The sequence below is a fragment of the Companilactobacillus kedongensis genome (genome assembly GCF_003946625.1).
In the GTDB taxonomy this organism is placed as follows: domain Bacteria; phylum Bacillota; class Bacilli; order Lactobacillales; family Lactobacillaceae; genus Companilactobacillus; species Companilactobacillus kedongensis.
Window position 1 is genome coordinate 308,062 of record NZ_RHOR01000001.1, and the last position, 22,917, is coordinate 330,978.

Here is a 22,917-nt window from a genome sequence, read left to right on the forward strand (position 1 = left end):
AACCAAAGATGATTTATTAGGTTTAGTACCAACCGATTAATAGGAAGGTGATTGAATGTCTGATAATGTGGACGAATTAATAAATAATCTAAGGCTTGACAATACAGATAATTCTGAAATTGAATTTTATCGTAATGTAGCAATTGATTTTATGGTTTCAGCAATTGGTGGTTCAGAGGATGATGAGTTTTATAAGGATAATAAGAGATTTGATTTAGCAGTTCAAATGCTAACTGATTATTACTATAAAAATAAGTCTGCAACAACTTCAAATAAGGAAAAAGAAACTTATTACGGAGTGCAGACTTTTATTTTGCAATTGAAACCAGAATACCAGTTTTGGAAGGAGGCTCAAGACAATGGCAATAGCTCAAACGGGTGATCTAAATGAAAGAATTCAGATCGTTTCAAAAGGGAAGTCATCAACTGATGAGTATGGGGATCCAATACCTGGAGAAAATAAGATAATTTATACAAAATTATTTGCTATGGAACGAACCCAAAAAGCTGATGAAATTGCTGGAAATCTTGAAGTTCTCAGAGATCAAGTACAGTTCATTATCCGTCATAGAAGACGAACGGAGCCTCTCATTACGTCTGACATGACCCTAATTCATCTAATTAAACCTCAAAATAAAGAATATAGAATAAAGACTGTAGATTACGATACACAGTATGGGGAATGGGATGTAATTATTTGTGAAAGGACTGGTCAAGTATGAGTTTTAATATTAGTGATGATGTAACTTCAAAACTTTCATCATTAGGAAATAAGGGAAATACAATACGCAATAAATCTTTACGAGCTGGTAGGGATATTGTTGTAAATAATTTAGAGAATAATACTCCCTACGAAAATTCATCAGATCGTTCTTGGAAAGGTCAACGTGAGATGGATAAAGTCAGTGGTCATAAGACTGTATTTAAGCATATGAAAGATGACATTGTTTATTCTGGAGTCGATTCTCAGGGAGCCGTTAAAGTCGGATTCGGAAAAGATACATTTTGGAGAGTTCATTTTGTTGAATTAGGAACAATTCATCAAGCTGCCAATCCATTTATTGAATCAACCTTGAAAGATTCTGAATCAGAATATAAACAAGTAATTGAAGAAACAGCCAGAAATGAGTTGGGATTATGATTCGAAATGCTGCTATACAGGTTGGAAATCTTATTAAAGATATGAAGATAGGATTTGATGACTCAAATTTATTTGTATTAAAGAAAATTCCTGAGGAATTACTACAAAATAAATCATTCCCAATAATTAGAATTGATGGTTTACAGACAAGCCAGTTTCAGTATGTTAGCAATACTAAACGTTTTGAATTAGTTGGTTGTCAAATAAATGTTTGGGCAAAGACTAACAAAGAAATAGATAAATTTCATAATTTAATAGAAAAAAATTTAAGCACTCATTTGTTTGAGTGCTTTTTAGATTCTCAAGATTCTGATGAAGACTATGACATTCAACGTCTTATTTTGAGGGTCAGAAAAAATCAAGATTTAAAGGAGATTATTTAAATGGCTGTGAAAGATTTAAAAGCTATTGGATCCATGGGATTCAGACGTATATTTATCGGAATTATGGATGACAACGAAAATGTCATTAAGGTAGTAACGATTGATGAAAGTTCTGGTGGTACTATCGAACTCAAAACTTCAGGATTTTCAGGTCAATTAAATGTTGAGTATGCATCAAATATTGCTTATTTCGTTTCTGATGCCGGAACCGGAACAGGAAAGGTTGAATTATCAATGATGGAGCTTCCTTCAGACGTATCTACTGAAGTTCTTGGGGATGACGTTGATGAAAACGGAATTTATATGACAACTTCAGATGTTAAACAACCTTATGTTGCTATCATTGCTGAAGCACAAGACCTTAATCAAAAACCAATGTGGATTGGTATTGCTAAAGCTAAATTTGCAACAACTGATGGTAATGATCTAAAGACTGGTGAAGATAAAGGTATGACACCTGAGAAACCATCTATTACAGGGTCAGCAATTACTAGACGTTTAGGAAAACTAGTTAAAACTAAGGCTTCAAACTCGAACGGTACTACTTTAGCTCAATTTGCTAAGGTAATGTTCCCTGGATTTACTGGTGATTTAGATTCTTCAACTCAAGTAATTGCAGATGAGGGTCATAAGACTGATGGATCAACTACAAATGAAGGAGCTACTGCATAATATGATTTCAATTAATTTATTTGATAAAAAAACAAAAGAAACTAAACATTATGAGCAACATAATATTTCATTTGGTGAATTAAAATCTATTCTTAAATTTAATAAAATCCAGCAAAAAGATGCTGCTGAATTAAAAATTCTAAATATGAAAATGAATAATGGAAAAATATTGACGCCTAATGAAGAAAAAAAATATATCACATTATCAGGTAAGGATGATACATATCTTGATTTGCTTGAAGAATTAGTTGCCAAATTGTTCAAAAACCCAAAAGTAACAGTTCAAGCAATTGATGAAGGTTTACCAGCGAATGGTATCTCAGCGCTTAAAGATATTCTTGCTGATGCTATGGGTGGTGTCGAAGCTGAAAATAATCATCCAGCAAAAAAATAACTGCAGCAGAAGCTCTTAAGATTCTTGATGACATAACAAAGCAACAGTTTAAAAATGGTGTGCCATTTAAAGAGATTGATGATGCAGATGCTGACAGTTTTCTCAGCTTTTTACATAGACAATTAACAGCGGATGATAGTGGAACAACAGAAGATACTCAAATGATGTCAGCTCAAGACTTCTATAACAACTTTTAAGGAGGTGTCAGTTAGTGGCAAGTAGTGGACGCCCACTTGGTTCAATGATTATTGAATTGGATCTTCAGTCAACAAAGTTTGAAAATTCTTTGAAATCAATTCAAAATCAATTTCGTTTGGCTAAGTCGGAAATGAAAGCTAACTTATCAGTTCTTGATACGACCGGCACTTCTTATGAAAAAGCAAGTACAAAAGTTGAAGAACTATCAAAGCTGATGAGTGTTAATGAGAAACAAATACAAGCATTAAAAGAGAGATATGATACTGCCGTTAAAATTAATGGTGAGTACTCTGATTCTGCTAATAAAATAGCTACTCAATTAAATAAGGCAGAGACTCAACAAGCTCAATACCAAAAGAAACTTGAAAATGCCAAGATAGCAATGAGAGATGCAGAACGTGGAACTGATAGTTACCGTGAAGCATTAAATAGAGTTCAACGTGAATCTAAGGCTCAAGTAGATAGTTTAACGGTTCAAGGTCGTCAAACGGAATCTAATTTAGTTAAGTATCGATCACTTGGTAAAGAAGTTGACAATTATAGTCAAATTCTTACTCGTGAAAAAGCAAAATTACAAGATCTTATAGAATCAAAGGGTCTGGATGCCAAAGAGACTCAAGAACAAAAAACAAAAATCGTCGAATTATCTGCGGCCCAAGATAAGGCACAGTATCAATATGATGAATTAGGTAAAAAAGTAAAGAATCTATCAACAAGTCAAGCTCAAAGCATAGATAGCCTTAATAAAGTATCGACTAAGTTGAATACTGTTGGTCAAGGTTTAAAAAATGTAGGTTCAACAATGACCACACATTTCACCGTTCCAATAGTTGCAGGAATGGGGTATGCCGTTAAGAGTGCTACTGATTTTTCATCACAGATAACTAATATCAAGCCATTATTAGAGGCCAACGGAGAAGGTGTTAAACAAGTTGATAAAGAGCTTGTTCAGATGTCTGATGACTCAAAAAAATGGGCAACTCAATACGGAATTTCTACAACTTCTATTAATTCTGGTATGGATGAACTTGTAAAACGCGGTTATTCTGCAAAACAAACTTTAGGTGCCATGCCATCAATCTTAAATGCCACTAAGGCATCTGGGGATGATTTTAATTCAGTAATGAAAGTTTCAACTTCAACACTGGAACAATTTGGATTGAAATCTAACAGCACTTCTGGGATGTTGAAGAATACTCAACGAGTCACTGACAGTTTAACTTATACGGCCAATGCTACTGCTGCAGGATTTACTGATATGGGTGATGCAATGACCTATGTTGGGCCTACGGCACATGCTGCAGGTATCTCACTTGAACAAACTGCAGCAGCAATTGGTGAAATGTCTAATCAAGGTATTTCGGGTTCAGTTGCTGGTACTGCACTTAGATCAGCTCTAACAAGACTGATGAAACCATCAAAACAAAATGCTGAAGGTATGAAGGAACTCGGTATTAATGCCGAGGATTTCAAAAATCATGCTTTAACATTGCCTCAAATCTTGGATAAGATAAAAAACAACACTCAAGGTTGGACTAAAGAGCAAAAAGCCTCTGCTATTGCTATGGCTTTTGGTACCGAAGCCCAAGCGGGGATGAACGCTTTGGTTTCACAAGGTGGAGACAAATTATCTGAACTAACTGAAAAAACTGAGAAGGCTAATGGTTCAACTAAAAAGATTGCTGATACCATGAACAATACTTCAAAGGCTAATGTCAGTAAGTTTAAGGAATCATTAAATGTTTTGTCTATTGAGATTGGATCTAAGTTGCTTCCAAGTATTACACCTTTAATTAAAAAATTGACTGATTTAGTGGCATCATTTTCTAAATTAAGTTCAGGTACAAAGAGTTTTATTATCACAGCTGGATTAGTTGTAGGCGCAATTGGTCCAATATTAATGATAATTGGTCAAATAATGATGGGAATAAGTGGCCTGATTAGAGCTGTGAGAGCAATAAGTGGACTTTTGAGTGGTGGAGGTGCCATTGCAACAATACTAACCGGTCCAATTGGAATAGCAGTGATTGCTATATCAGCATTGGTAGCCGGTTTTGTTTTAGCTTATAACAAAATCAAACCATTTCATGATGCAGTTAATAAATTAGGACTATTAATTAAACAGACCTTTAATAATTTAGTTAAGTGGCTTGCTGATTTGCCAGGAAAAGTTAAAGCAGCATTTGATGGAATGAAACAATGGTTTGCACAACTTCCAACTATGTTCAAAAATATGTGGAATAGTGTTAAAACTGTAACTTCAAAGTGGGTTAGTGATTTTGCTAAGGTAGGTAAGAACATGCTGAATGCCTTAGTAAATGTTTTAAAAGGATTTGGAAAATTAGCCGTTTATGCTTTAGCTTTACCAGTTGGAATAGCAATACTTATTACTAAACCACTAGTGGCACCATTGAAGCTGATTATTACTTCATTGATTACTTGGATTAGAAATAGTTGGAAGGCACTTGTCAATTGGCTAAAACCCATATTTAACGTAGTCGGAGTTGTATGGAGAGCATTCTGGCAGACAATGTCCAATTGGTTTAAAGCGGCAATGACCGGAATATCTAATACTTGGAGAACTATTTGGTCAGGTATTAGTAATTTCTTTAGATCAATTTGGACAGGAATGCTTAATTTCTTTACTCCAATAATTAATGCAATTTCAAGCGTCATAACAAATGTTGTAAGTGGAATATCTAGTTTCTGGCACTCCATATGGCAGGCTATTTCAAACTTCTTTACTTCAATTTGGAATGCTATGTCTAATTTCATTGGTGGAGTTATGAACTCTATCTCGAATGTTATTTCTAATGCATTAAATGGAATATCTAGTACATGGCACGCAATGTGGAGTGGGATATCTAGTTTCTTCAGTTCCATTTGGAAAGGCATTAAAGATGCTGCTGCTGACGGTATTAACGGTGTAATTGGTGTAATTAATTCAGGTGTTGATGCCATTAATTCTGTATGGAAGTTTTTCACTGGTAAAAAGACCGATGTGCCACATCTTGGTAAAGTTCATTTTGAACAAGGTGGTGTTGTCGAACAACATTTATCAGTTATTAATGATGGTAAAGGTCCTAACTGGAAGGAATTAGTTCAACTTCCTGATGGTGAATTAATGATGAGCCAGGATCGTAATTGGACTGGAATGTTACCTTCCGGAACTAGAATTTATAATGGTGATGATACCAAGGATATTATGGACTCTGTTGGTATTAGTCATTATGCTAGTGGCGGAATTGTTGGTTCTATTGAGGATGGAGTTAGCTCAATGATCGATTGGACCAAAGGTTCACTTGAAAATATTGGTTCATGGGCTGGGGATAAGATAGAAGTTATGTCTAAGTTCCTAGAACATCCAATTGAGAATACTAAGTCATTAATGGAATCAGCAGCTAAAAAGGTAATGCCTAAGATTCAAGCATATGCTGACTTTGCTAAGGGAGCCTTAGATAAAACTACTGGCAAGGCCGGTGATTGGGTCAAGGATCATTTGCAAAGTGTGTTTGATAATATGATTGAATCAATGGGTGGCGGTGGTTCTATGCCAGCTAAAGCATATGGGCCAATGATCAGAGCCGCTGCAGCTTATATGCATCAAAGTATTACAGATTTTAATGTTGATATGATTGAAAGAATTATTGGGAATGAGTCTGGTGGTAATCCGTATGCTATTAACTTAACTGATAGTAATGCTAAAGCAGGACATCCATCCAAAGGTATTCTTCAATATATTGATCAAACATTTAGACACTATGCGATGCCAGGACATACCAATATTTGGAACCCCATGGATCAATTGATAGCACTATTTAATGATGCCACCTGGAGAAGTGATATGGGTATGGGTTACAATGGTAAATACGGTGAATGGCGTGGTCAAGCCTCTGGACCATCTGGTCCAAGATTGATGGCAATGGGTGGTTTAATTACACAAGCTACTAATGCCATTGTTGGTGAAGCTGGCCCAGAAGTAGTATTACCATTGACTAATAGAACTAGGGCAATGCAGATTCTCTCTGAAGCTCAAGCAACATTTGGAAATAATACTTCTCAAGCTGTAACAAATGTCGATACTTCAAATATTGAAGATAATCAAAAACAACAAATGGTATTAACTCAAGTTCAGAATAATTTATTAACAAAGATTTTGGGATTGTTATTAGATAATAATGACAGTGATGCTTCTTTGAGTGAACTGTCTAATGTGCTTGATAAACTTGGATTGAAAAAAAGAAAGCTAACTCAATTTCAAAGATAGGGGGTAAAAAATGTCTCGTAATTTACAAAATAGATTTAGAGTAAATACACTATTAATAAAATCTAGCAATAAAAATGAATTTGCAATCCAAGATTATCGTGGGTTGCATTTTTTAGATTTAAAAATATCTGCACCCCAATCTCAGACCAATTTAATCGATAGAGCAGGAATTGACGGTCAGATTCAACGTGGTCCAATTTTATTTGGATCGAGAACGGCAACGGCAAATTTTTATTTAGAAATTAATGACGTTAGTGAATTTGAAAACGTAGCACATACTATTTATAACAAGCTTTTTAGTAGAAATATTATGCGTGTACGTCAAAGTGATGATATTGCTAGGTGCTTTTATGGTATTCCGAAACCTTTTGAATTCAGCAGAATAGGTGTATTAGATTCAACGTTTTCAGTAGAATTTGATATTCCATCTGCTTATATGTATTCGGTAGTAAGATCTAGTCAATTTCCAATAGACATAGAGAATTCTAAAGATTTGATAAACACTAATTTAAATTTGCCAAGTACCGATTTAACTTATGAAAGTCCTCCTGGGGATTTTTATATTTATAATCCATCAGATTTTGATATACAGCCTTATGAACAAGATCATGAATTAAACATTATATTTAAAGGCGGTTCTGGTAGCCCGCTAATTATTAATAATGAGACTGGAGATACCTTCCATTATCAAGGGAATTTGAAGGAAGATGATGAACTTGTGTTACAAGGAGTCCATCCATTTTTAAATGGAGTTGCTTGTGAGATTGATACTGATCATGGATCAGTTGATTTGATCAAAGGAAATAATAGTTTCAGCATGACTGGCTATACCGGAACTGTTTCATTTGATTTTCCTTTTATTTATTATTAATGATTAAATTACCAAGAGTTAGAGTACAGGATAGTAAAGGCCAGTATGATGAAACACTAACCTGTATTGATTTTGGATCATTTAGTAGAAGCATAGAAATGAATCAAACACACCAAATTGAATTTACCGCTAATAATGACAATTCTTTAGGTTATCAATTACTTCAAAATGAGAACTATTTGATTTTTGATGATCAGAAATATCATATAAAGCAGGCTGATAAAGAAGATTCAAATAGGGATATCAAACGTTCAATATCAGCTACTCACATTTGGTTTGATTCTCAATATGTATATCAATATGACAAAATTAAGGGAGATAAAACTGTAACTGCCGCTGATCTTATGAGTTTTGTCTTTGATAAAAATAGTTTAGGAAATAATGGTTTTACCTGGGAAATAGTTGGTGACATTCCCAAAGTACAAGTTACTGATTATGGTGAGAAATCTGGTTTAGACTGCATTAACGATTGTATTGAAAAATTCAATTTAGTCGTTGTTCCAGATAACAAGCATATCAAATTAGTTGCTATGGATAATTGGAAACATAAAACTAATAAAGCTTTCAGATATATTCATGACACTCCAGAATTTAAGGTCTCAATAGATACAACAGAGTTGCAAAATATTGTAATGTGTTACGGAAAAACCAAGGATAAAGATTCTAGTTCAACAAGTGATCCAGTTGATTCTGAAACAGGAACCGCTGTTGGTACTGTTAATACTATGGATCCAGATGGCGTTGCAGTATATAGTACGCCGGGAGATGAAGCTACTATTGTTCAACATCTACCAAATGGTTCACATTGGTTAGTTGATAGTAAAAGAACAATTGATAGTAATGTTTATTACCGAGTATCTAGCAATGGTTGGGTTAGTGATAAAGATATTACTTTTGATAAGACAGGAGATATTAAGCCTGAGAATCATATCATTACAGACGTTTTAGGACGTGGCACCATCAAAGCTGCAGATAATACTTCAGCAACAGATAATACAGGTACAGTAACGGATGATGGTTCAACAACGGAACACCAAGCACCAACTGAAGCAAATGTATATGATTCGCCGTGGAGTCCACAGACAAAAACTAGAATTCTAGCAAATGGAACGCCTTGGAGAATTAATGGTGAAGTAACGGAAGGTGCATTAGGTAAAACTTGGTACCGGGTTTCAACTAATGAGTGGGTTGCCGAAGAGGATTTTGATTTTTCTGGTGATGGGGATATACAGCCAAAAGAATTAGATAAACCAGATACAGATGATGTTGATGATACAAGTGATGACGAAACTGAATATTATTTTGATCCTTTTATAGTTAAAGATCAGAAATCAATTGATGAATGGGGATCGAGGCCTGGTGCACCAATATCCGATGAGAGATTTAACGACGTTAATTCAATGAAAGAATATGCACTTAGTTCAATGAAATCTGAACCTGAGGTAAATATTTCAATTACTTATAATGGTGATGAAAAATTGTTATTAGGTGATATGGCTTATATTGAAGTTAAGCCCGAAAATTTCACCACATGGGCTACAGTTACGGCAGTTAAGGACAATCCATTAAGTTATAATAATCAGCCTGAAATTAGTTTGGACTCAACGCCTCAAACCTTAATAGATTACGAATTGTCTATTCAAAATTCAATCAGAAGTGTAAGAGGTGTTGCAAGTTCTGCAATGTCTGCAGTTGATACTTTGGCCGGAAATTCTTGGGGATCAGGAACAATCACTAGAAAAGTTGGTGAAGTGGATGACTGATATTAGAAGTGTTGCTGATCCAATTGACAAAAAAATTTATTATCCACAAACCCATTATTTAGCAGTAATTGGATTAATGGATTTTGTTAATAAATTAGTGGATAAAAAAATAAATATGGTTAAACGTATAGATGACTTGAAGTCAGTTAATACTTCGGGTCATTTTTATTTTGATGAAAATACATTGAATATCCCTGAAAATATTTCATCTGGATATTTAAATGCAGTATTTATTGATAAGAAGAATGGCATTATCGAAATAATGACCACTAATAAATATTTAGAAGTTATTAATGGGGTATTCTCAAATATTAAAGAAAGGACGTGAGATATTGTATTTAAACGATTTGCCAGCAGATGTTTTGAACAAGGAATTTCCTCAGCTATCTTTAAATTCAAATGACGGTAAGAAAGTAGTACTAACTTTTGAAGATGGACAGCGTGTTGCAATTGCTAAGGAACAATCAGATGGAACATATAGTTCGGACGTATATGAGTTCAATAGTTTAAATGATGAATTAGTTTGGCCAAGTTTTCCAAAACTACCAGATTATTTAGCCACATTAGATTTAAACTCTTGGGATGGAAATATTGATAAGGACGCTAGAGATGATTACAGATCTAACATGAAAGATATTCAAACTACAGTGAATAACATTGTTAACTGGATGATTTCTCAAAAGGATTTCTTCAGCAAGTTTTCTGGCTCTACTGATGAATTAAAATCAATGATCATTAAGATAATTAATGTTACTGTTGCTCAATTTTTGAATGATAAATATTATGATAAATCTGAAATTGATAATAAGCTTTCTACTTTTAATGAAGCAATCAATAATATTGCTTCACGTCAAGTGAATAGTTCACCTGGTATTGGCGTATTTCCTCCAAGTTATACCGGAAACGGTCAACAGTATTCTGACGACGATCTAGAAGTTGACCGTAAGTTAGCTGAAATGAATTCAGAATTAAATAAGGGTGGTGATATTTAATGGAAAATGTAGAAATGAAGATGAATATTCCGGCGGTTGAACCATTATTTTTCTGTGTTGATCTAGCAGAAGGGTTCCATTTACCAGCACAATATACTCAAGACGAGCATGAACATTTAGGCCCAAACGGAATTGAGAACATTTTATTAAATAGTCGAGAGTTTCAACATGCTTGGTTAATTCAAGGTACTTCGAGCGGTAATACATTTGAGATTAATTTCTTAAAATCAAATAAGAACTGGGGTGGCATATCTCTATATGATCTATCCAGTTTTGATATGGACGATAGTACCTTAATTAATAAATTAATTAGTTTTGAGGGTACAGACGCAACAGGATCTTATGTCCGTTCAGATGAAGGATTTGACGGAACTCAAGCGTCCTTAGGCGTATTAAGCTGGCAACCGGAAGCAGCTATCACTCAAAATGCTGGACACTATCAATCGGCACACTTCCTTATTGAGAATCCAGAACGCACTAAAGTAATTCAAACTTTGGATTTCGATTTAGAAATTATTAATAATGATGTAGCCATTCCAGAGAAACACGCTAATTATGTTTCGGAATTAAATAGATTATTAGTTAATTTTGATGAATCAATTAAATCTGGCCAAAAGCAATTAGCGTTCTACCAATCCTTATACGTTGGTATTATGCAGAACAATATTGCTAGTTTGAACGATACCGCCGATAAGGCTATTAAGGATATGAATGATAAAACGGACGCTGCTATCAAAGCCAATCAAGAACAGTTAGACACCGATACCAAAAATAGCCAAGCCAAAATTGATAAATTGGTATCTGACAGCACCGCTCATAAAGATGAGGTCGATAAGTCCTTAAATGATCTCGAAGATCGCCAAAGAAAGAACGATGATGACATAACTCAAAATAAGGCCGATATCGCTGCTAATGCCGAAGATATTAAGTCTGCCGGTGTTGTAACGCAAGATAACGCTAAAACTGTTATGCAAGATATTCTTGATACCGGCGGTTTATCAATTGGTAAAAGTGATCCAGCTACTGATTCAAAAATGGATCAGATGAATAAAATGTTAGAAGGAGATATGTAAATGTCAGATACTAATACAGCTATTGTTAAAGACGAACAAGCAAGAAATTTATTGAAGAAAATGCCACTTGCTGTTGAAATTGCTGACGACGACGGGAATGTAATACATAAGTCAATAGGTAATCCTACAACAAACAGAATAAGATTATATTCGTCATGGTTAGGAAATGGTTCCGGTAGTTCAACAGGTGGAAACACAGGCGGAAACACTGGAACTGGTGGAGATGATGGTGGTGACACAGGTGGAACTACAACCAATCCCGGTCATGAAAGCATCGGTTTTGATACTTATCCAGGTGATCTATATAAGGGTGAAGTTACTAAAAGATATAAGCTTTGGCAAGGACCCTCAGCCTTAAATTCGAATACGGTTGTCAATTTTAATCAAGATTTAGGTACTGATCTGGCGGTTACTGGTGATGGTCTACAAGCAGATATTAGTATGGTTGAAACACCATATTTTGCCGGTAAGGCTATGACATCAAGAACTATTTCTATTGTTACTAACAATGGTGATAACTGGAAATATTTAACTAATATTCCACTTCCTATATCAATTAAGAAAGAAAATTTAGCTACAAAAAATAGTCTTTCAATTCCCTTATCCGTTAAAAACAATAAAATTATCTACGTCAGTGGAAAAAAGAGCCTGGCTGATTTTACGACATTAGACAAATATCCGGGAACTATTAATGATTTTGAATTTCCATCTACTGAGCTATCTAGCAGCGGTACAATTGTGCCATCAAAGGTTGTTGATGATGGTTTTATGATTAGTCTGGCTAGACAATGTACGGGTGTCTCTTTAGTAGTAACTAAAGATGGTAAAAATATTGCAAAGGGAGTTGCATCCAAGGTTATTGTACAAGGGTTGAAACCACTAAAATCATACGTTACTGGGGAGTTTAAAGTTCATTTTGAAGATATTAGTGGTAATAAAGTATCTAATGACGTTGACGTTGCTTCATTTAGTACAGCAAATAACTATTCTGATTCCGATTCTATTTACGATATTTCTAAAGCAACCTTTTCAGCAGTAAAGTCTTACTCTACGGGATTTTCTTTGGATGTAACGCTTACTGGTAATTATACTGACGGAAGTATGATCGCAGTTTTTGATCCCGATGGTAATTTAGTTTCATACAACAATTATCAATATAATTATATTGAAGTTAGCAATTTGAAGCCAAGTTCAAAATATTCTGGTTATACAGTTGCTATTGTTAACGAACATTTAATTTCTGACACGGATGTTGTTAGCGTTCCGAAAGCAAACTTTCAGTATAAAGATGATGGAACTATGGATTTTAAACCGGTACAAGGAGTAGTTAAAGACAGTTCTGGAAATATTTTATCAACGTACGATATTGTTCTTAATTACATTAACTCCTACACATCACAAAGTGCGGTAGATCAAATTTCTACTCAAAATATTTTATTTGAAGGAGCATCAACAACTGCGCAGTTAAGAGACGTAACTAAGAACTTTGATAATATTCAAGATGGATTAGTGATTAAATTCGTAGATGAGGTTGTATGGACTTATAACTCTTCAATATATAAGTTTCACTTAAGTGACTTTGGATTTTTAGGAAGTATTAAAATTCCCAAAAAAGAAATTTTTAGCGGTGTTACCAACATAGATATAAGTGGCGGATTTAGTGATGCTCTTGGTCATATGATTGGCGCTAAGTTAGTTCCACAATATAAAAATGGAGTTTGGAGTAAACCAGATGTAACTTCAGGTTCATTCCCACACAAAATTCAAAGCTGTGATGTTAAAATTTCTACGCAGGGTGGATCTGTTGACTTGAGTTCTACATTTAATATGATTGATCTAATGAATAGCGAAGTTGAAGGTACGTTCAGTATTCAAATAGCTTCGGTATCAGCATATAAGGAGGGTGAATAATGGTTAAATTAGCTTTTAAACAAGATAGTGATGGCAATATTACTGATGTTGCTGAATATCCATCATCGTTGTATCAAAACAAATCAAAAGGTTGGATCGTCGTAGAAGATGAACCAGCCTTTTCTATTGACGAAAAATTTCTGTGGACAATTCGCCCATCTGATAATGTACTGGTTCACAAATCAACTAATATGACACCAGGCGAAGAACACAACGATGTATTAACTAAGTTAACTCTTCAAAATTTGCAACTAACTAAAATTATCGAAGATTTGAAGACAGCTTTAACAACAAGTACCAAGCAGAATTTGAGCTTGATGGCTGATAACGCTGATCAAAAGAATACTAGTGATGAACTTCAATCAGCTGTTACACAATTGACTAAAGAAGTCATTGGAATTAAGGCGGCACAAGAACCAGATACGACAAGTGCTGATACAGATACATCAACTACAACAGATAACGGAGGAAAATAATATGATTAGCTTATTAAAAATGGAATTCGGATGGGGAACACTAAAGAAGGAAGATATTATCGGATATGTACCTTCAATTATTTCAAAAGATGATTTCAAAAATATCACCGGTGATGAATATACAGAGGACGCAGGCTAGTCGAAAGACTAGCTATTTTAATATAAAGAGGGTGATCTAAGTGGATAATCCAAAGAGGTCCACTTGCTGGCTCTATTTCAGGCTCAATCGAGCTTGGTTTATTAATGGACTTGAAACGTTAGCACTAGGAATAACTATGATCCTATCTAATAACTTTATTGATCGTCCACCGGATTTTGTAATGCATATTGATGAACCAATGTTTTCGATTCCGGTTGTAACTGTGGGGTTGTATGTAATTATTTCTTCCTTCCATTATTTACGAGGACTTAATCAAAAGTTAGTTACATTTCTACCACTTTTCATTTGGACGTTCTATTTTTTAATGTTTCTATTCCATGACATAGCTATGATGCAAGTTATTGGAATCGTTCATTTTAGTCCTAATTTCACTACCATGATTTCATTCATTATCATTATTAAGATTCTTTTAGAAGCATTTTGGAGCAATCCAGATTGGTAGATAATTTTAAATTTATCGTGTCGGCGTTAGGTGGTGCGTTTGTAACTGGCGTTTTTGGATTATTGCTTCAAAAATTAAGAAATGATGGTAGTAACGAAAGTGTGTATGCAGATCATTACATTGAAAACGTAGACAAGATTAATGCCTTGGTTGATGAACGTTCCGAGTTAAAAAGTAAGAATTCGCAACTTGAATCAGAGTTAAAAAAGGTCAAGGACGATTTGAATACACAAAAGAAAGTAACCGACCAATTAACTACACAGATTGGTGAATTAAAAAGAAAAATAGATAAGGAGGTCATTTAATGGATATAATCCAAAATTTAAATTTGATTGATGCTAGTCAATTATTGTTGATTGCAGTATGTTGCTATATTGCAACGGGATACGCAAAGACTACTAGAATTAAAAACACCTACATGCCATTCATATCAATGGTTGTAGGTGTTTTAGTTGGTCTAATAGTTGCCAAGGCATTTGGAGATACTAACTTTATCAAAGCTGGTATAGCTGGTTTCCTTGTTGGTGGCTGGACTGCTGGTCTATTCACTGGTATTAAGGGTGCATTAGGTGGCTACGAGTTGGAGAGTAGCTCCACAAAGGTTGACGAAGCTCCACAATTGAACGAGGTCACAGCTCCAAAATATGATACTAGCGTCAATACGAGGAGGAACTAACATGACTGATTATTTTGCAGATATTTCTAGTTATCAACGTTCAGATTTACAATTTTTTCAAAACTTTGTAAGTCATGGAGTAGGTAGTGTTTTCATTAAAACTACGCAAGGTAGTGCAGACGGATCTAACTATTTGAATCCAAAAGCCAGAACTCAAGCTAAAAATGCTTTAGCAGCAGGTATGAATGTAGGCTTCTATCATTATTTCAAAGCATCAAGTGTTGCAGATGCTATTAATGAAGCAAAATTTTTTGAACAATCAGTTGTTAATCTTGGCTTTGAAAAAGATACGCCACTATGTGTTGATGTCGAAGATCCATCACTTAATACGTCGGCAGTAGCAAGCTATGTTGATGCTTTCATTAATTATCTTAAAACACAAAGCTATACAAACGTATTCCAATACAGCATGGCAAGCTGGTTCAACGAAGGTATCTTAAATGCTAATAAATATCCGACTTGGGTAGCTAATTATGGATCATCTGATTGTGGTACTAGAGGTAACATTGTCGCTTGGCAGTACACATCAAGCTGGGGCGGTGGTTCTCAAGACATGAGCTACGACTGGGGTATCTTTGATAAGCAACCAGTCAAAACTGAAGCAACCACACAACCTAAGGTTGAACCCGAAAAGCCTAAAGTAGAAAATGTTATCAAGCTGACGGAGCAAACACAACCAGTGGATAGATTAGGTATTGAGCGACCTGAAACGTATGAGGCAAGTTCAACTTGGAAGAGTTCAGATATTGTTATGATCAATAATGAACCACATTACCAAATCGCTACCGATATCTTTGTTCCCATTTCAAAAACGACTTTTAAGGATTTTATTATCGTTAAATATACGGACGATTCACCTGCACCTGTCTTTGATTCAAAAGGAAACAGGGCGCAGAATGCGTCTGTCAGCACTGGGAAAGCATTTAAAACCGATGGAGTTCGAATCATTAATGGAATTCCAATGGCAAAAATTGCTACTGATCAATTTATTCCGTTTGAGTACACTTCTGGCTCAAGATTTTAATAGTAAAGACTAGACAAATTAAATAATATGCGTTATCTTAAGGTTGCTCATTGACGTGGACAACGCTATAAATTACCTCGATTTTGAATTAGCTTTGATAGTGTTAGAAGAGCCCATCATCTAAATTAATAGATGGTGGGCTTTTTTGTGATATATTTACTTTATGAAGGAATATAAAATAAAGTATAGAAAAAGTACCTATCAAGGTGTAATATATTGGACTTATAGAAGTGACGAAGAATTTAAAAACTTGTTACGAATAATGCACAGGCAATTAATGGAAAAATTTCGTATACCAAAAGGAGCATCTTTAAGTGTCTTTTCAAAGCAAGTTGATGTGAGTCATGGTAAAATAATTGCAGAACTAGATGGCATGAAGTTTAAACAATATTTGGTAGTAGGCGTAAGTACGATATATTTAAATATTAACGATTTTATTAAATTCAATTCGGATTCCCAAAAAATTTTTAAAGAAAGTGGAGTTTATGGCAAATATGGCGTAACTGATATTGGAACACTACAATATACGGTGGACAATGTTAAAAATTCTATTTCCTTTGGGAAAGATATTTGTCCAACAATTATAAGCAAGGCCTCTAAATATTGGTATAGAACAGCGTATTATCAAGCATTTTCTAATGGAAATAAACGTACAGGTCTTCTTGCAGCGATGGTTTTCTTGTATTTAAACTTTTATATATTTGATAGTAGAGATGTTGATATAGAATCAGATTTATATAAAAAAGTCTCCATGAATATTGCTAATAAAAAAATGTCAGAGTATGATGTTTATGCTTTTATTTGGAATAATGTAAAGTATGATATTGACAGATCTACTGAAAACTTCATTATGAGAGGTAAATAAAATGAAAAACTTAAAAGAAACAAATATTTATACAGATGAAACTATAAAAAAGACTAAAGAAGAGGCTTTGAACAATATTTTGAGTCAGCCTAGTATAATTGAGGCTTTGAGAAAATTGTCAACAGAATAGTAAAGTACCCATCATCTATTAATTTAGGTGTGAGCTTTTTTTGTGTATAATTTGCAAAAATAGTCTCAATATATTAGCATCTAATTATAAATATAAAAAGGAGTGATTTTATGCATTGGTTATGGGTTCTAATAGTAGGTGCAGTTATTGGTGCAATCGCTGGTGCAGTTACCAATAGAGGAGAATCTATGGGGTGGATTGCTAACATAATAGCTGGTATTGTGGGATCCTTCATTGGTGAAGGAATATTAGGATCATGGGGTCCGCAACTTGCAGGAATGGCAATCGTTCCATCGTTGATTGGAGCAATCATTCTTGTATTGATTGTATCCTTCGTAGTAAGAAAAAAAGCTTGAGGAGGATCACATCATGGGTATATTAAAGAATGTTTTTGCTTTTATGGCTGTTAGTACATTGATCGTTGGAGGTGTACTTATAGGAGGAACTATTGTTGCTGCTAAAGGTATTGATAAAGCTGGCGATGAATTGCAAAAAAAGGTTCATTAAGAATATATTCAAAAGGAGATGTTAATATGAGTACTGATAGCAAAAAAGATATGATTAAAGGAAAAACTAATGAGACAGTTGGAAAAGCAACTGACGATGATAAGAAAGAGCTAAAAGGTAAGATTCAAGAAAAGGTTGGACAAGCCAAAGAAAAAGCCGACAATATTGTTGATAAGGTTGCTGAAAAAATTAACAAGAAGTCTGAAAAGTAATATTGAATTAACCATACCTATTAAATTAGGTTTGGTTTTTTTATTGGATATAAATTAAAGTATGTGTTATTGTGTAAACACAAAAAAAGCAGATGCGGGGGCTCAATCCCACATCTGCCGCACTGCTGACTAATGAATAAAAATTGCGATTAATAACTCGGCAATGATAGCTATGCCAAATGTGAACAACTCGAATCAATGTGTAACAAAAAATTGTATTAAGCTTTGAATGTTTCGTATCTCTTGACTACAACGCTCAGTAGTCTTGCCGTTCTAGTAGAAGCCTAGCTTGTCATTTGCCTTTGTCAAGTAGGGCTTTTTTTATTTGCAAAATTATAACAACTCACATCTATTAATTTAGGTGGTGGGCTTTTTTTATTTATTTAAAAAACTTAATTTTAAAGATATAGCTGTGATATAATTTGAGCTGTTGAAAGACTATCAATTCTAAATGTTTTCACCATATAATGGGTAGAAAAACATAATAAAAAGTAAGACTTTGCGCATATTTTGCGCATATTTCAAATGGGGATTGATATATAGGCTTTTTAAAATCCTGTACTCTCCTTAAAAATTATAAAAGTGATAAAACTATTAATTGAGTTTTATCACTTTTTATTTACCCAAATAGGAGGAAATCAAACCATCAAAATTCAACGACTTAAAAAGCAAGATCTATCCAAATTAGCCAATTTTTCAGCAATAGGGATGAACTTTAACCGCTACACGGATTCAAAAACAGCTGAAAAATTATACGCTGAATATTTTGTCCGTGATGCATGGATCAATTCAACCGTTGCGCTTGCGGCATACGAAGATGATCAGCTGTGTGGCGCCATAATGACGAGATTCAAAAATGAAGTTCTTCTTGGTCAAAGTATTCTGGATAAAATTTATGTTGATTCATTCCAACAGATAATAGGGATGGTATTTGATCGAAACTCTTATACGTATGAGCAGGTCAATCAGGCAATGTTAGAAGATCTGCAATCAAAAATTAGTCTTGATGGTGAAATTACACTCTTCGCGGTTGATCCCGCTAGAAAAGATCAAGGAATTGGGAGTAAACTTTTGAAGTCCTTGGAACAACAATTTCCAGAAAAACAAGTATACTTATTTACTGACAGCAATTGTTCTTATCAATTCTATCAACATCGGAACTTTGAACAGTTTGACGCTAGAAGAATGTTGGAACCGGGAAGAAAGTCTAATGAAAAAATGACTTGTTTTCTATTTAATAAAAAATTGTAGGGGATTTTAGAGATGATAACACTTAAATCAACAAGAGAAATTGAAGGCATGGAAAAAGCAGGGGAGATTTTGACTGGTTTATTCCACAAATTAGAAACATTTATCAAACCTGGTATGAGTACGTGGGAGATCGATAAATATTCATACGAGTATATCGTTGGCCATAATGCCATCCCTGGTGAGTTGAATTTTGAAGGATACAAGTATTCAACTTGTATCAGTGTCAATGATATGATCTGCCACGGTTGTCCAAGTAAGGATATTATCGTTAAAGATGGTGACTTGATAAAATTGGATACGGTTATTGAATATGACGGTTATATGAGTGATGCTTGTCATGCAATTGTTATAGGAAATGCATCACCAGAAGTTAAAAAATTGATGGACGTGACGCTCAAATCACTTTATTTAGGAATTGATCAAGCCGTTGTTGGTAATCGTATTGGCGATATCGGACATGCCATTCAGACATATGCAGAGGGTCTAGGTTATGGAGTTGTCCGTGATTATATTGGACATGGAATTGGACCCACAATGCATGAACTACCAGATGTACCACATTATGGTAAAGCTGGTCACGGAACACGTTTAAAGGCGGGAATGACTATCACAATCGAACCTATGATTAACGTGGGTGACTGGAGATGTAGTGAACCCGGAGATGACGGTTGGACTATTTATACAGTTGATGGCAGTTTAAGTTGTCAGTATGAACATACAATTGTTATTACAGATGAAGGTCCTAAGATTTTGACATCATTTGATAAAGAGCATGACGCTAAGTATTTACTATAGTTTCCGCCTACGGACACAAGAAAAGTTTGCCTGCTGTGGAACCGATCCTAGCCTTGGTCTGGGATCTCGATTTTGAGCTTTGCGGTGCAAATCTCGAAATCGTTCATGGTGTAAGACCAGAAAATCGCTGGTCTAACGCCATTGTCACTGCTGGCAAACTTTTCTCGTGTCCTCCGGCTCTTTTAGAACAACTTTAATTTTTGTAAGTGTAATATTATTTATAGCCATATCCAGAAATATCAAGGATATGGTTTTTTTCTGCTATTAGTCAAGAGATAACTTGATATTATTGGTTTTTTTCTTTTTTTGAATAACGATACCTTCAACTTAGCAGGTGAAATTACTCAACACCGGATGCGGGCCAATCAAAATAAAACACTTGAAAAGCTGTAATAAATAAAGTAACATGTTGTTATCGAATTAAGGGAGTGGATAAATATGAAATATATTATTACTGGTGCGACAGGTCATTTAGGGTCACAAATTTTAAAAGAAATTCAAAAATTTGTGCCTAACTCAGATATAAGTGTTGGTGTTCATACCGTAAGCAAGGCTAAAAATTTGTCCGATCAAGGGTTAGAAGTTTTACCAATAGATTATTTGAACGAAAATATGATGATCGAGGCGTTAATCAATAAAGATGTATTCGTATACGTTCCCAGCAAAAGTCACGATAGCTTCAGTCGTGTAACAGAACTAGAAAATGTTATCAAAGCAGCCGAAAAAGCTCATGTAGGACATATCTTAGCTATGGGATTCATTGCTGATCAAGAGAACAATCCTTTTGATCTATCAGCATTTTATGGATATTTACCACGTCGTTTAGCAGAATCAGATTTGAACTTTACGATTATTAAAAATGCGCTTTATGCGGATCCATTGATTCCATACTTACCGGAGTTGATCGAGCGTAAGAATGTTATCTATCCGGTTGGTAAAGAGGCGTTGAGTTTTATTAGTTTGGAAGATAGTGCTGAGGCTTTTGCGAAGGTCGCTACTTCAGATGATTTACGTCAAGACGGCAAAGTATATACGTTAACGCAATCGAAGAACTATACGATGCCTGAACTAGCACAAGTTTTAACAGATGTATCAGGTCATGAAATTGGTTATCAACCAGTAACGTTGCAGGAATTTTCTGATATGTATAATCAAGGTGGCGAGGGTCATATGCTAGGGTCAATGTATAAAGCCGGTGCCATGGGATTGTTGAACATCATTACAGATGACTATCAAGAAATCATGGGACATCCAGCAACTGATTTAAAAGAATTTCTAAAAAAGGAACTTAAATAAAAAGACACAGGACATATTTTTTGTCCTGTGTCTTTTTGCTTAGATGACCATTTTAATACCCATAAAGATAATCAAAACAGCTAGTGCTGGTTTGACGTAGGTAGTGAATTTAATAGGATCAACTTTGGCTAATAATCTTGGTGCTACTAAGGCTCCAAGAATCGCTCCAGCCATCAAACTAAATCCAATTGACCAATTTATATTATTATTTAAATGAAAGATCAGACCAACACCACTAGTTCCAACTAGGATATAGGCCGAGGTAGCAACGGCTCTGACCATGTCAAGATTCAACAGTAATAATCCTGCTAAAATAGGACCGCCACCACTTAATCCAGCAACTCCGACCATTAGACCACTGATAATTCCGAACATGGTTGCCTTTAAGTTGTCATATTTAGAGTGCTTTTTACTCTTACTTGGTGAAAATATTTGAATAAAAATCTGTATCCCAAGTAAAACAAAAATAACTGCTACGATCCAAGTATAGATGTCTTTAGGAATATAAGGAGATAAGAGGGAACCAATTATGGTTGCTGGAACGGCAGCAATCAACATTCTATTACCAACTTTGAAGCGAATATTGTGATTGCGGTAGTGTCCGATCGCACCAACTACTAATGATGGAAACGCGGTAAAAATTGAAGTGGCAACGGCGACTGGTGTACTTAAGTGGAAGAAAGTGGTCAATACACCTAGGTACATAGCAGCACCGCCACCGCCAGTTGAAAGAACTAATACACCGATCAAAAAACCGATGACGATTAAAGATATATAAGTCATGTTCGACATCTCCTTGTTTACAACTAGTAATTATAATTTACAAGGTGTAAAATGTAAAGCGAGGAGCGTAGTAAATGACACAAAAACGTGATTTATCTGCTGAAAAGATTGTTCAAACTGCAAAAGACTTAGTTTTAAATGGTAATGCTGATTCGGCCACCTTTTCAAATATAGCCAAAGAATTAGATTGCAAAACACAAGCACTTTATTTCTATTTCAAAAATAGAGATGAATTGAATTCTGCCATTGCGCAAGATTATCTCAAGACATTAACTGAAACTATAAAAAATGAATGTTTGGGATACAGCGGTAAAGAGGGGGTGGTTAAGATCGCCAAAGTCATGCGTGAGTTTGGTCTTGAGAATCTTTCCTTATCTTTGGTGGCGATTAAGTCTTCTGATTTAACAAACAAGAAGGATTTCAAATATGTTTTGGAGATCAACTCAATGATGGAAAAATTCATGGATGTTTTTGTTCAAGATGAGGCTAAACAGATGACCATCACTAGGGGGATTCGTGGTTTAGTTATTGGTGAAGTTGTAAGTGAGAGCGTAGGCTTATTCCATAACCCATTGATAAAAAATACGGTTAGTTTTGAAGAAAATTTATATAAAATATTGTCGTAAAAAAGCTTC

General features: G+C 34.8%; 30 protein-coding genes. 29 read left to right on the forward strand and 1 reads right to left on the reverse strand.

Annotated features, from left to right (window positions below; genetic code table 11):
* Positions 1-55: 55 nt before the first annotated feature.
* The 28 genes from EKM60_RS01545 to EKM60_RS01670 all read left to right on the forward strand — a co-directional run bounded on the left by EKM60_RS01545 (position 56) and on the right by EKM60_RS01670 (position 21,499).
* Positions 56-382, forward strand: coding sequence for a head-tail connector protein (locus EKM60_RS01545; protein ID WP_125711763.1), 327 nt, complete (start codon positions 56-58; stop codon positions 380-382).
* On the forward strand, positions 360-722 hold the full coding sequence (locus tag EKM60_RS01550; RefSeq protein ID WP_125711764.1) for a phage head closure protein: 363 nt from the start codon (positions 360-362) through the stop codon (positions 720-722). The genes EKM60_RS01545 and EKM60_RS01550 overlap by 23 nt, the downstream gene beginning before the upstream one ends.
* Entirely contained in the window at positions 719-1,141 is a 423-nt protein-coding gene (locus EKM60_RS01555) for an HK97-gp10 family putative phage morphogenesis protein (RefSeq protein WP_125711765.1), read from the forward strand. Before EKM60_RS01550 ends, EKM60_RS01555 begins: the two co-directional genes overlap by 4 nt.
* Entirely contained in the window at positions 1,138-1,524 is a 387-nt protein-coding gene (locus tag EKM60_RS01560; protein WP_125711766.1) for a hypothetical protein, read from the forward strand. Before EKM60_RS01555 ends, EKM60_RS01560 begins: the two co-directional genes overlap by 4 nt.
* The gene (locus tag EKM60_RS01565; protein WP_225426976.1) at positions 1,525-2,196 is read left to right on the forward strand and encodes a major tail protein; all 672 of its coding nucleotides are present in this window, start codon (positions 1,525-1,527) and stop codon (positions 2,194-2,196) included.
* Position 2,197: 1 nt separating this feature from the next.
* Complete coding sequence (locus EKM60_RS01570) at positions 2,198-2,590, forward strand: hypothetical protein (RefSeq protein WP_125711767.1); 393 nt, start codon at positions 2,198-2,200, stop codon at positions 2,588-2,590.
* Positions 2,591-2,649: 59 nt separating this feature from the next.
* Positions 2,650-2,787, forward strand: a complete 138-nt coding sequence (locus EKM60_RS11080) for a hypothetical protein (protein ID WP_164508286.1) — start codon at positions 2,650-2,652, stop codon at positions 2,785-2,787.
* A gap of 14 nt (positions 2,788-2,801) precedes the next feature.
* On the forward strand, positions 2,802-7,055 hold the full coding sequence (locus EKM60_RS01575; RefSeq protein WP_225426977.1) for a phage tail tape measure protein: 4,254 nt from the start codon (positions 2,802-2,804) through the stop codon (positions 7,053-7,055).
* A gap of 10 nt (positions 7,056-7,065) precedes the next feature.
* Positions 7,066-7,926 carry a phage tail family protein gene (locus EKM60_RS01580; protein ID WP_125711768.1) on the forward strand — a complete coding sequence of 287 codons (861 nt, stop codon included), beginning with the start codon at positions 7,066-7,068 and terminating at the stop codon, positions 7,924-7,926.
* The gene (locus tag EKM60_RS01585; protein WP_125711769.1) at positions 7,926-9,689 is read left to right on the forward strand and encodes a prophage endopeptidase tail family protein; all 1,764 of its coding nucleotides are present in this window, start codon (positions 7,926-7,928) and stop codon (positions 9,687-9,689) included. Before EKM60_RS01580 ends, EKM60_RS01585 begins: the two co-directional genes overlap by 1 nt.
* Positions 9,682-10,017 carry a hypothetical protein gene (locus tag EKM60_RS01590; RefSeq protein ID WP_125711770.1) on the forward strand — a complete coding sequence of 112 codons (336 nt, stop codon included), beginning with the start codon at positions 9,682-9,684 and terminating at the stop codon, positions 10,015-10,017. Before EKM60_RS01585 ends, EKM60_RS01590 begins: the two co-directional genes overlap by 8 nt.
* 4 nt (positions 10,018-10,021) lie before the next feature.
* Positions 10,022-10,681, forward strand: coding sequence for a hypothetical protein (locus EKM60_RS01595; RefSeq protein ID WP_125711771.1), 660 nt, complete (start codon positions 10,022-10,024; stop codon positions 10,679-10,681).
* A complete protein-coding gene (locus EKM60_RS01600) occupies positions 10,681-11,754 on the forward strand; it encodes a hypothetical protein (protein WP_125711772.1) in 1,074 nt (357 codons plus the stop codon). Before EKM60_RS01595 ends, EKM60_RS01600 begins: the two co-directional genes overlap by 1 nt.
* The gene (locus tag EKM60_RS01605) at positions 11,755-13,665 is read left to right on the forward strand and encodes a hypothetical protein (protein WP_125711773.1); all 1,911 of its coding nucleotides are present in this window, start codon (positions 11,755-11,757) and stop codon (positions 13,663-13,665) included.
* Entirely contained in the window at positions 13,665-14,141 is a 477-nt protein-coding gene (locus tag EKM60_RS01610; protein ID WP_125711775.1) for a hypothetical protein, read from the forward strand. The genes EKM60_RS01605 and EKM60_RS01610 overlap by 1 nt, the downstream gene beginning before the upstream one ends.
* Before the next feature lies 1 nt (position 14,142).
* Positions 14,143-14,280, forward strand: coding sequence for an XkdX family protein (locus EKM60_RS01615; protein WP_125711777.1), 138 nt, complete (start codon positions 14,143-14,145; stop codon positions 14,278-14,280).
* A gap of 40 nt (positions 14,281-14,320) precedes the next feature.
* Positions 14,321-14,743, forward strand: coding sequence for a hypothetical protein (locus EKM60_RS01620; protein ID WP_125711779.1), 423 nt, complete (start codon positions 14,321-14,323; stop codon positions 14,741-14,743).
* Entirely contained in the window at positions 14,737-15,048 is a 312-nt protein-coding gene (locus EKM60_RS01625; RefSeq protein WP_125711781.1) for a hypothetical protein, read from the forward strand. Before EKM60_RS01620 ends, EKM60_RS01625 begins: the two co-directional genes overlap by 7 nt.
* Entirely contained in the window at positions 15,048-15,419 is a 372-nt protein-coding gene (locus tag EKM60_RS01630) for a hypothetical protein (RefSeq protein ID WP_125711783.1), read from the forward strand. Before EKM60_RS01625 ends, EKM60_RS01630 begins: the two co-directional genes overlap by 1 nt.
* Before the next feature lies 1 nt (position 15,420).
* A complete protein-coding gene (locus EKM60_RS01635; protein WP_164508288.1) occupies positions 15,421-16,443 on the forward strand; it encodes a GH25 family lysozyme in 1,023 nt (340 codons plus the stop codon).
* Positions 16,444-16,606: 163 nt separating this feature from the next.
* A complete protein-coding gene (locus EKM60_RS01640; protein WP_125711787.1) occupies positions 16,607-17,308 on the forward strand; it encodes a Fic family protein in 702 nt (233 codons plus the stop codon).
* A gap of 1 nt (position 17,309) precedes the next feature.
* Complete coding sequence (locus EKM60_RS11260; protein ID WP_257787685.1) at positions 17,310-17,438, forward strand: hypothetical protein; 129 nt, start codon at positions 17,310-17,312, stop codon at positions 17,436-17,438.
* 110 nt (positions 17,439-17,548) lie between these two features.
* The gene (locus EKM60_RS01645) at positions 17,549-17,794 is read left to right on the forward strand and encodes a GlsB/YeaQ/YmgE family stress response membrane protein (RefSeq protein WP_029606488.1); all 246 of its coding nucleotides are present in this window, start codon (positions 17,549-17,551) and stop codon (positions 17,792-17,794) included.
* 13 nt (positions 17,795-17,807) lie between these two features.
* Positions 17,808-17,945 (forward strand): hypothetical protein, encoded by a 138-nt coding sequence (locus EKM60_RS01650; RefSeq protein ID WP_010019306.1) that lies wholly within the window; start codon positions 17,808-17,810, stop codon positions 17,943-17,945.
* A gap of 26 nt (positions 17,946-17,971) precedes the next feature.
* Positions 17,972-18,157 (forward strand): CsbD family protein, encoded by a 186-nt coding sequence (locus tag EKM60_RS01655; protein WP_125711789.1) that lies wholly within the window; start codon positions 17,972-17,974, stop codon positions 18,155-18,157.
* A gap of 708 nt (positions 18,158-18,865) precedes the next feature.
* Entirely contained in the window at positions 18,866-19,408 is a 543-nt protein-coding gene (locus tag EKM60_RS01660; protein ID WP_125711791.1) for a GNAT family N-acetyltransferase, read from the forward strand.
* Positions 19,409-19,420: 12 nt separating this feature from the next.
* The gene (gene map, locus EKM60_RS01665) at positions 19,421-20,203 is read left to right on the forward strand and encodes a type I methionyl aminopeptidase (RefSeq protein WP_125711793.1); all 783 of its coding nucleotides are present in this window, start codon (positions 19,421-19,423) and stop codon (positions 20,201-20,203) included.
* Positions 20,204-20,641: 438 nt separating this feature from the next.
* Positions 20,642-21,499, forward strand: a complete 858-nt coding sequence (locus EKM60_RS01670; RefSeq protein WP_125711795.1) for an SDR family oxidoreductase — start codon at positions 20,642-20,644, stop codon at positions 21,497-21,499.
* A gap of 39 nt (positions 21,500-21,538) precedes the next feature.
* Here EKM60_RS01670 and EKM60_RS01675 read toward each other — a convergent pair whose 3' ends face one another.
* Positions 21,539-22,282, reverse strand: coding sequence for a sulfite exporter TauE/SafE family protein (locus EKM60_RS01675; RefSeq protein ID WP_125711797.1), 744 nt, complete (start codon positions 22,280-22,282; stop codon positions 21,539-21,541).
* Between the two features lie 74 nt (positions 22,283-22,356).
* On the opposite strand from EKM60_RS01675, the gene EKM60_RS01680 reads away from it, so the two are divergent.
* Entirely contained in the window at positions 22,357-22,908 is a 552-nt protein-coding gene (locus EKM60_RS01680) for a TetR/AcrR family transcriptional regulator (RefSeq protein WP_125711799.1), read from the forward strand.
* Positions 22,909-22,917: the final 9 nt, after the last annotated feature.

Excerpts from the sequence above, each read along its gene's own strand:
- EKM60_RS01655 (WP_125711789.1), top strand. The coding sequence starts at position 17,972 with ATGAGTACTGATAGCAAAAAAGATATGATTAAAGGAAAAACTAATGAG.
- EKM60_RS01675 (WP_125711797.1), bottom strand. The coding sequence starts at position 22,282 with ATGACTTATATATCTTTAATCGTCATCGGTTTTTTGATCGGTGTATTA.
- EKM60_RS01630 (WP_125711783.1), top strand. The coding sequence starts at position 15,048 with ATGGATATAATCCAAAATTTAAATTTGATTGATGCTAGTCAATTATTG.
- EKM60_RS01580 (WP_125711768.1), top strand. The coding sequence starts at position 7,066 with ATGTCTCGTAATTTACAAAATAGATTTAGAGTAAATACACTATTAATA.
- EKM60_RS01560 (WP_125711766.1), top strand. The coding sequence starts at position 1,138 with ATGATTCGAAATGCTGCTATACAGGTTGGAAATCTTATTAAAGATATG.
- EKM60_RS01605 (WP_125711773.1), top strand. The coding sequence starts at position 11,755 with ATGTCAGATACTAATACAGCTATTGTTAAAGACGAACAAGCAAGAAAT.
- EKM60_RS01545 (WP_125711763.1), top strand. The coding sequence starts at position 56 with ATGTCTGATAATGTGGACGAATTAATAAATAATCTAAGGCTTGACAAT.
- EKM60_RS01610 (WP_125711775.1), top strand. The coding sequence starts at position 13,665 with ATGGTTAAATTAGCTTTTAAACAAGATAGTGATGGCAATATTACTGAT.
- EKM60_RS01550 (WP_125711764.1), top strand. The coding sequence starts at position 360 with ATGGCAATAGCTCAAACGGGTGATCTAAATGAAAGAATTCAGATCGTT.
- EKM60_RS01565 (WP_225426976.1), top strand. The coding sequence starts at position 1,525 with ATGGCTGTGAAAGATTTAAAAGCTATTGGATCCATGGGATTCAGACGT.
- EKM60_RS01645 (WP_029606488.1), top strand. The coding sequence starts at position 17,549 with ATGCATTGGTTATGGGTTCTAATAGTAGGTGCAGTTATTGGTGCAATC.
- EKM60_RS11260 (WP_257787685.1), top strand. The coding sequence starts at position 17,310 with ATGAAAAACTTAAAAGAAACAAATATTTATACAGATGAAACTATAAAA.
- EKM60_RS01600 (WP_125711772.1), top strand. The coding sequence starts at position 10,681 with ATGGAAAATGTAGAAATGAAGATGAATATTCCGGCGGTTGAACCATTA.
- EKM60_RS01635 (WP_164508288.1), top strand. The coding sequence starts at position 15,421 with ATGACTGATTATTTTGCAGATATTTCTAGTTATCAACGTTCAGATTTA.
- EKM60_RS01680 (WP_125711799.1), top strand. The coding sequence starts at position 22,357 with ATGACACAAAAACGTGATTTATCTGCTGAAAAGATTGTTCAAACTGCA.
- EKM60_RS01590 (WP_125711770.1), top strand. The coding sequence starts at position 9,682 with ATGACTGATATTAGAAGTGTTGCTGATCCAATTGACAAAAAAATTTAT.
- EKM60_RS01615 (WP_125711777.1), top strand. The coding sequence starts at position 14,143 with ATGATTAGCTTATTAAAAATGGAATTCGGATGGGGAACACTAAAGAAG.
- EKM60_RS01570 (WP_125711767.1), top strand. The coding sequence starts at position 2,198 with ATGATTTCAATTAATTTATTTGATAAAAAAACAAAAGAAACTAAACAT.
- EKM60_RS01660 (WP_125711791.1), top strand. The coding sequence starts at position 18,866 with ATGAACTTTAACCGCTACACGGATTCAAAAACAGCTGAAAAATTATAC.
- EKM60_RS01585 (WP_125711769.1), top strand. The coding sequence starts at position 7,926 with ATGATTAAATTACCAAGAGTTAGAGTACAGGATAGTAAAGGCCAGTAT.
- EKM60_RS01650 (WP_010019306.1), top strand. The coding sequence starts at position 17,808 with ATGGGTATATTAAAGAATGTTTTTGCTTTTATGGCTGTTAGTACATTG.
- map (WP_125711793.1), top strand. The coding sequence starts at position 19,421 with ATGATAACACTTAAATCAACAAGAGAAATTGAAGGCATGGAAAAAGCA.
- EKM60_RS01555 (WP_125711765.1), top strand. The coding sequence starts at position 719 with ATGAGTTTTAATATTAGTGATGATGTAACTTCAAAACTTTCATCATTA.
- EKM60_RS01640 (WP_125711787.1), top strand. The coding sequence starts at position 16,607 with ATGAAGGAATATAAAATAAAGTATAGAAAAAGTACCTATCAAGGTGTA.
- EKM60_RS01670 (WP_125711795.1), top strand. The coding sequence starts at position 20,642 with ATGAAATATATTATTACTGGTGCGACAGGTCATTTAGGGTCACAAATT.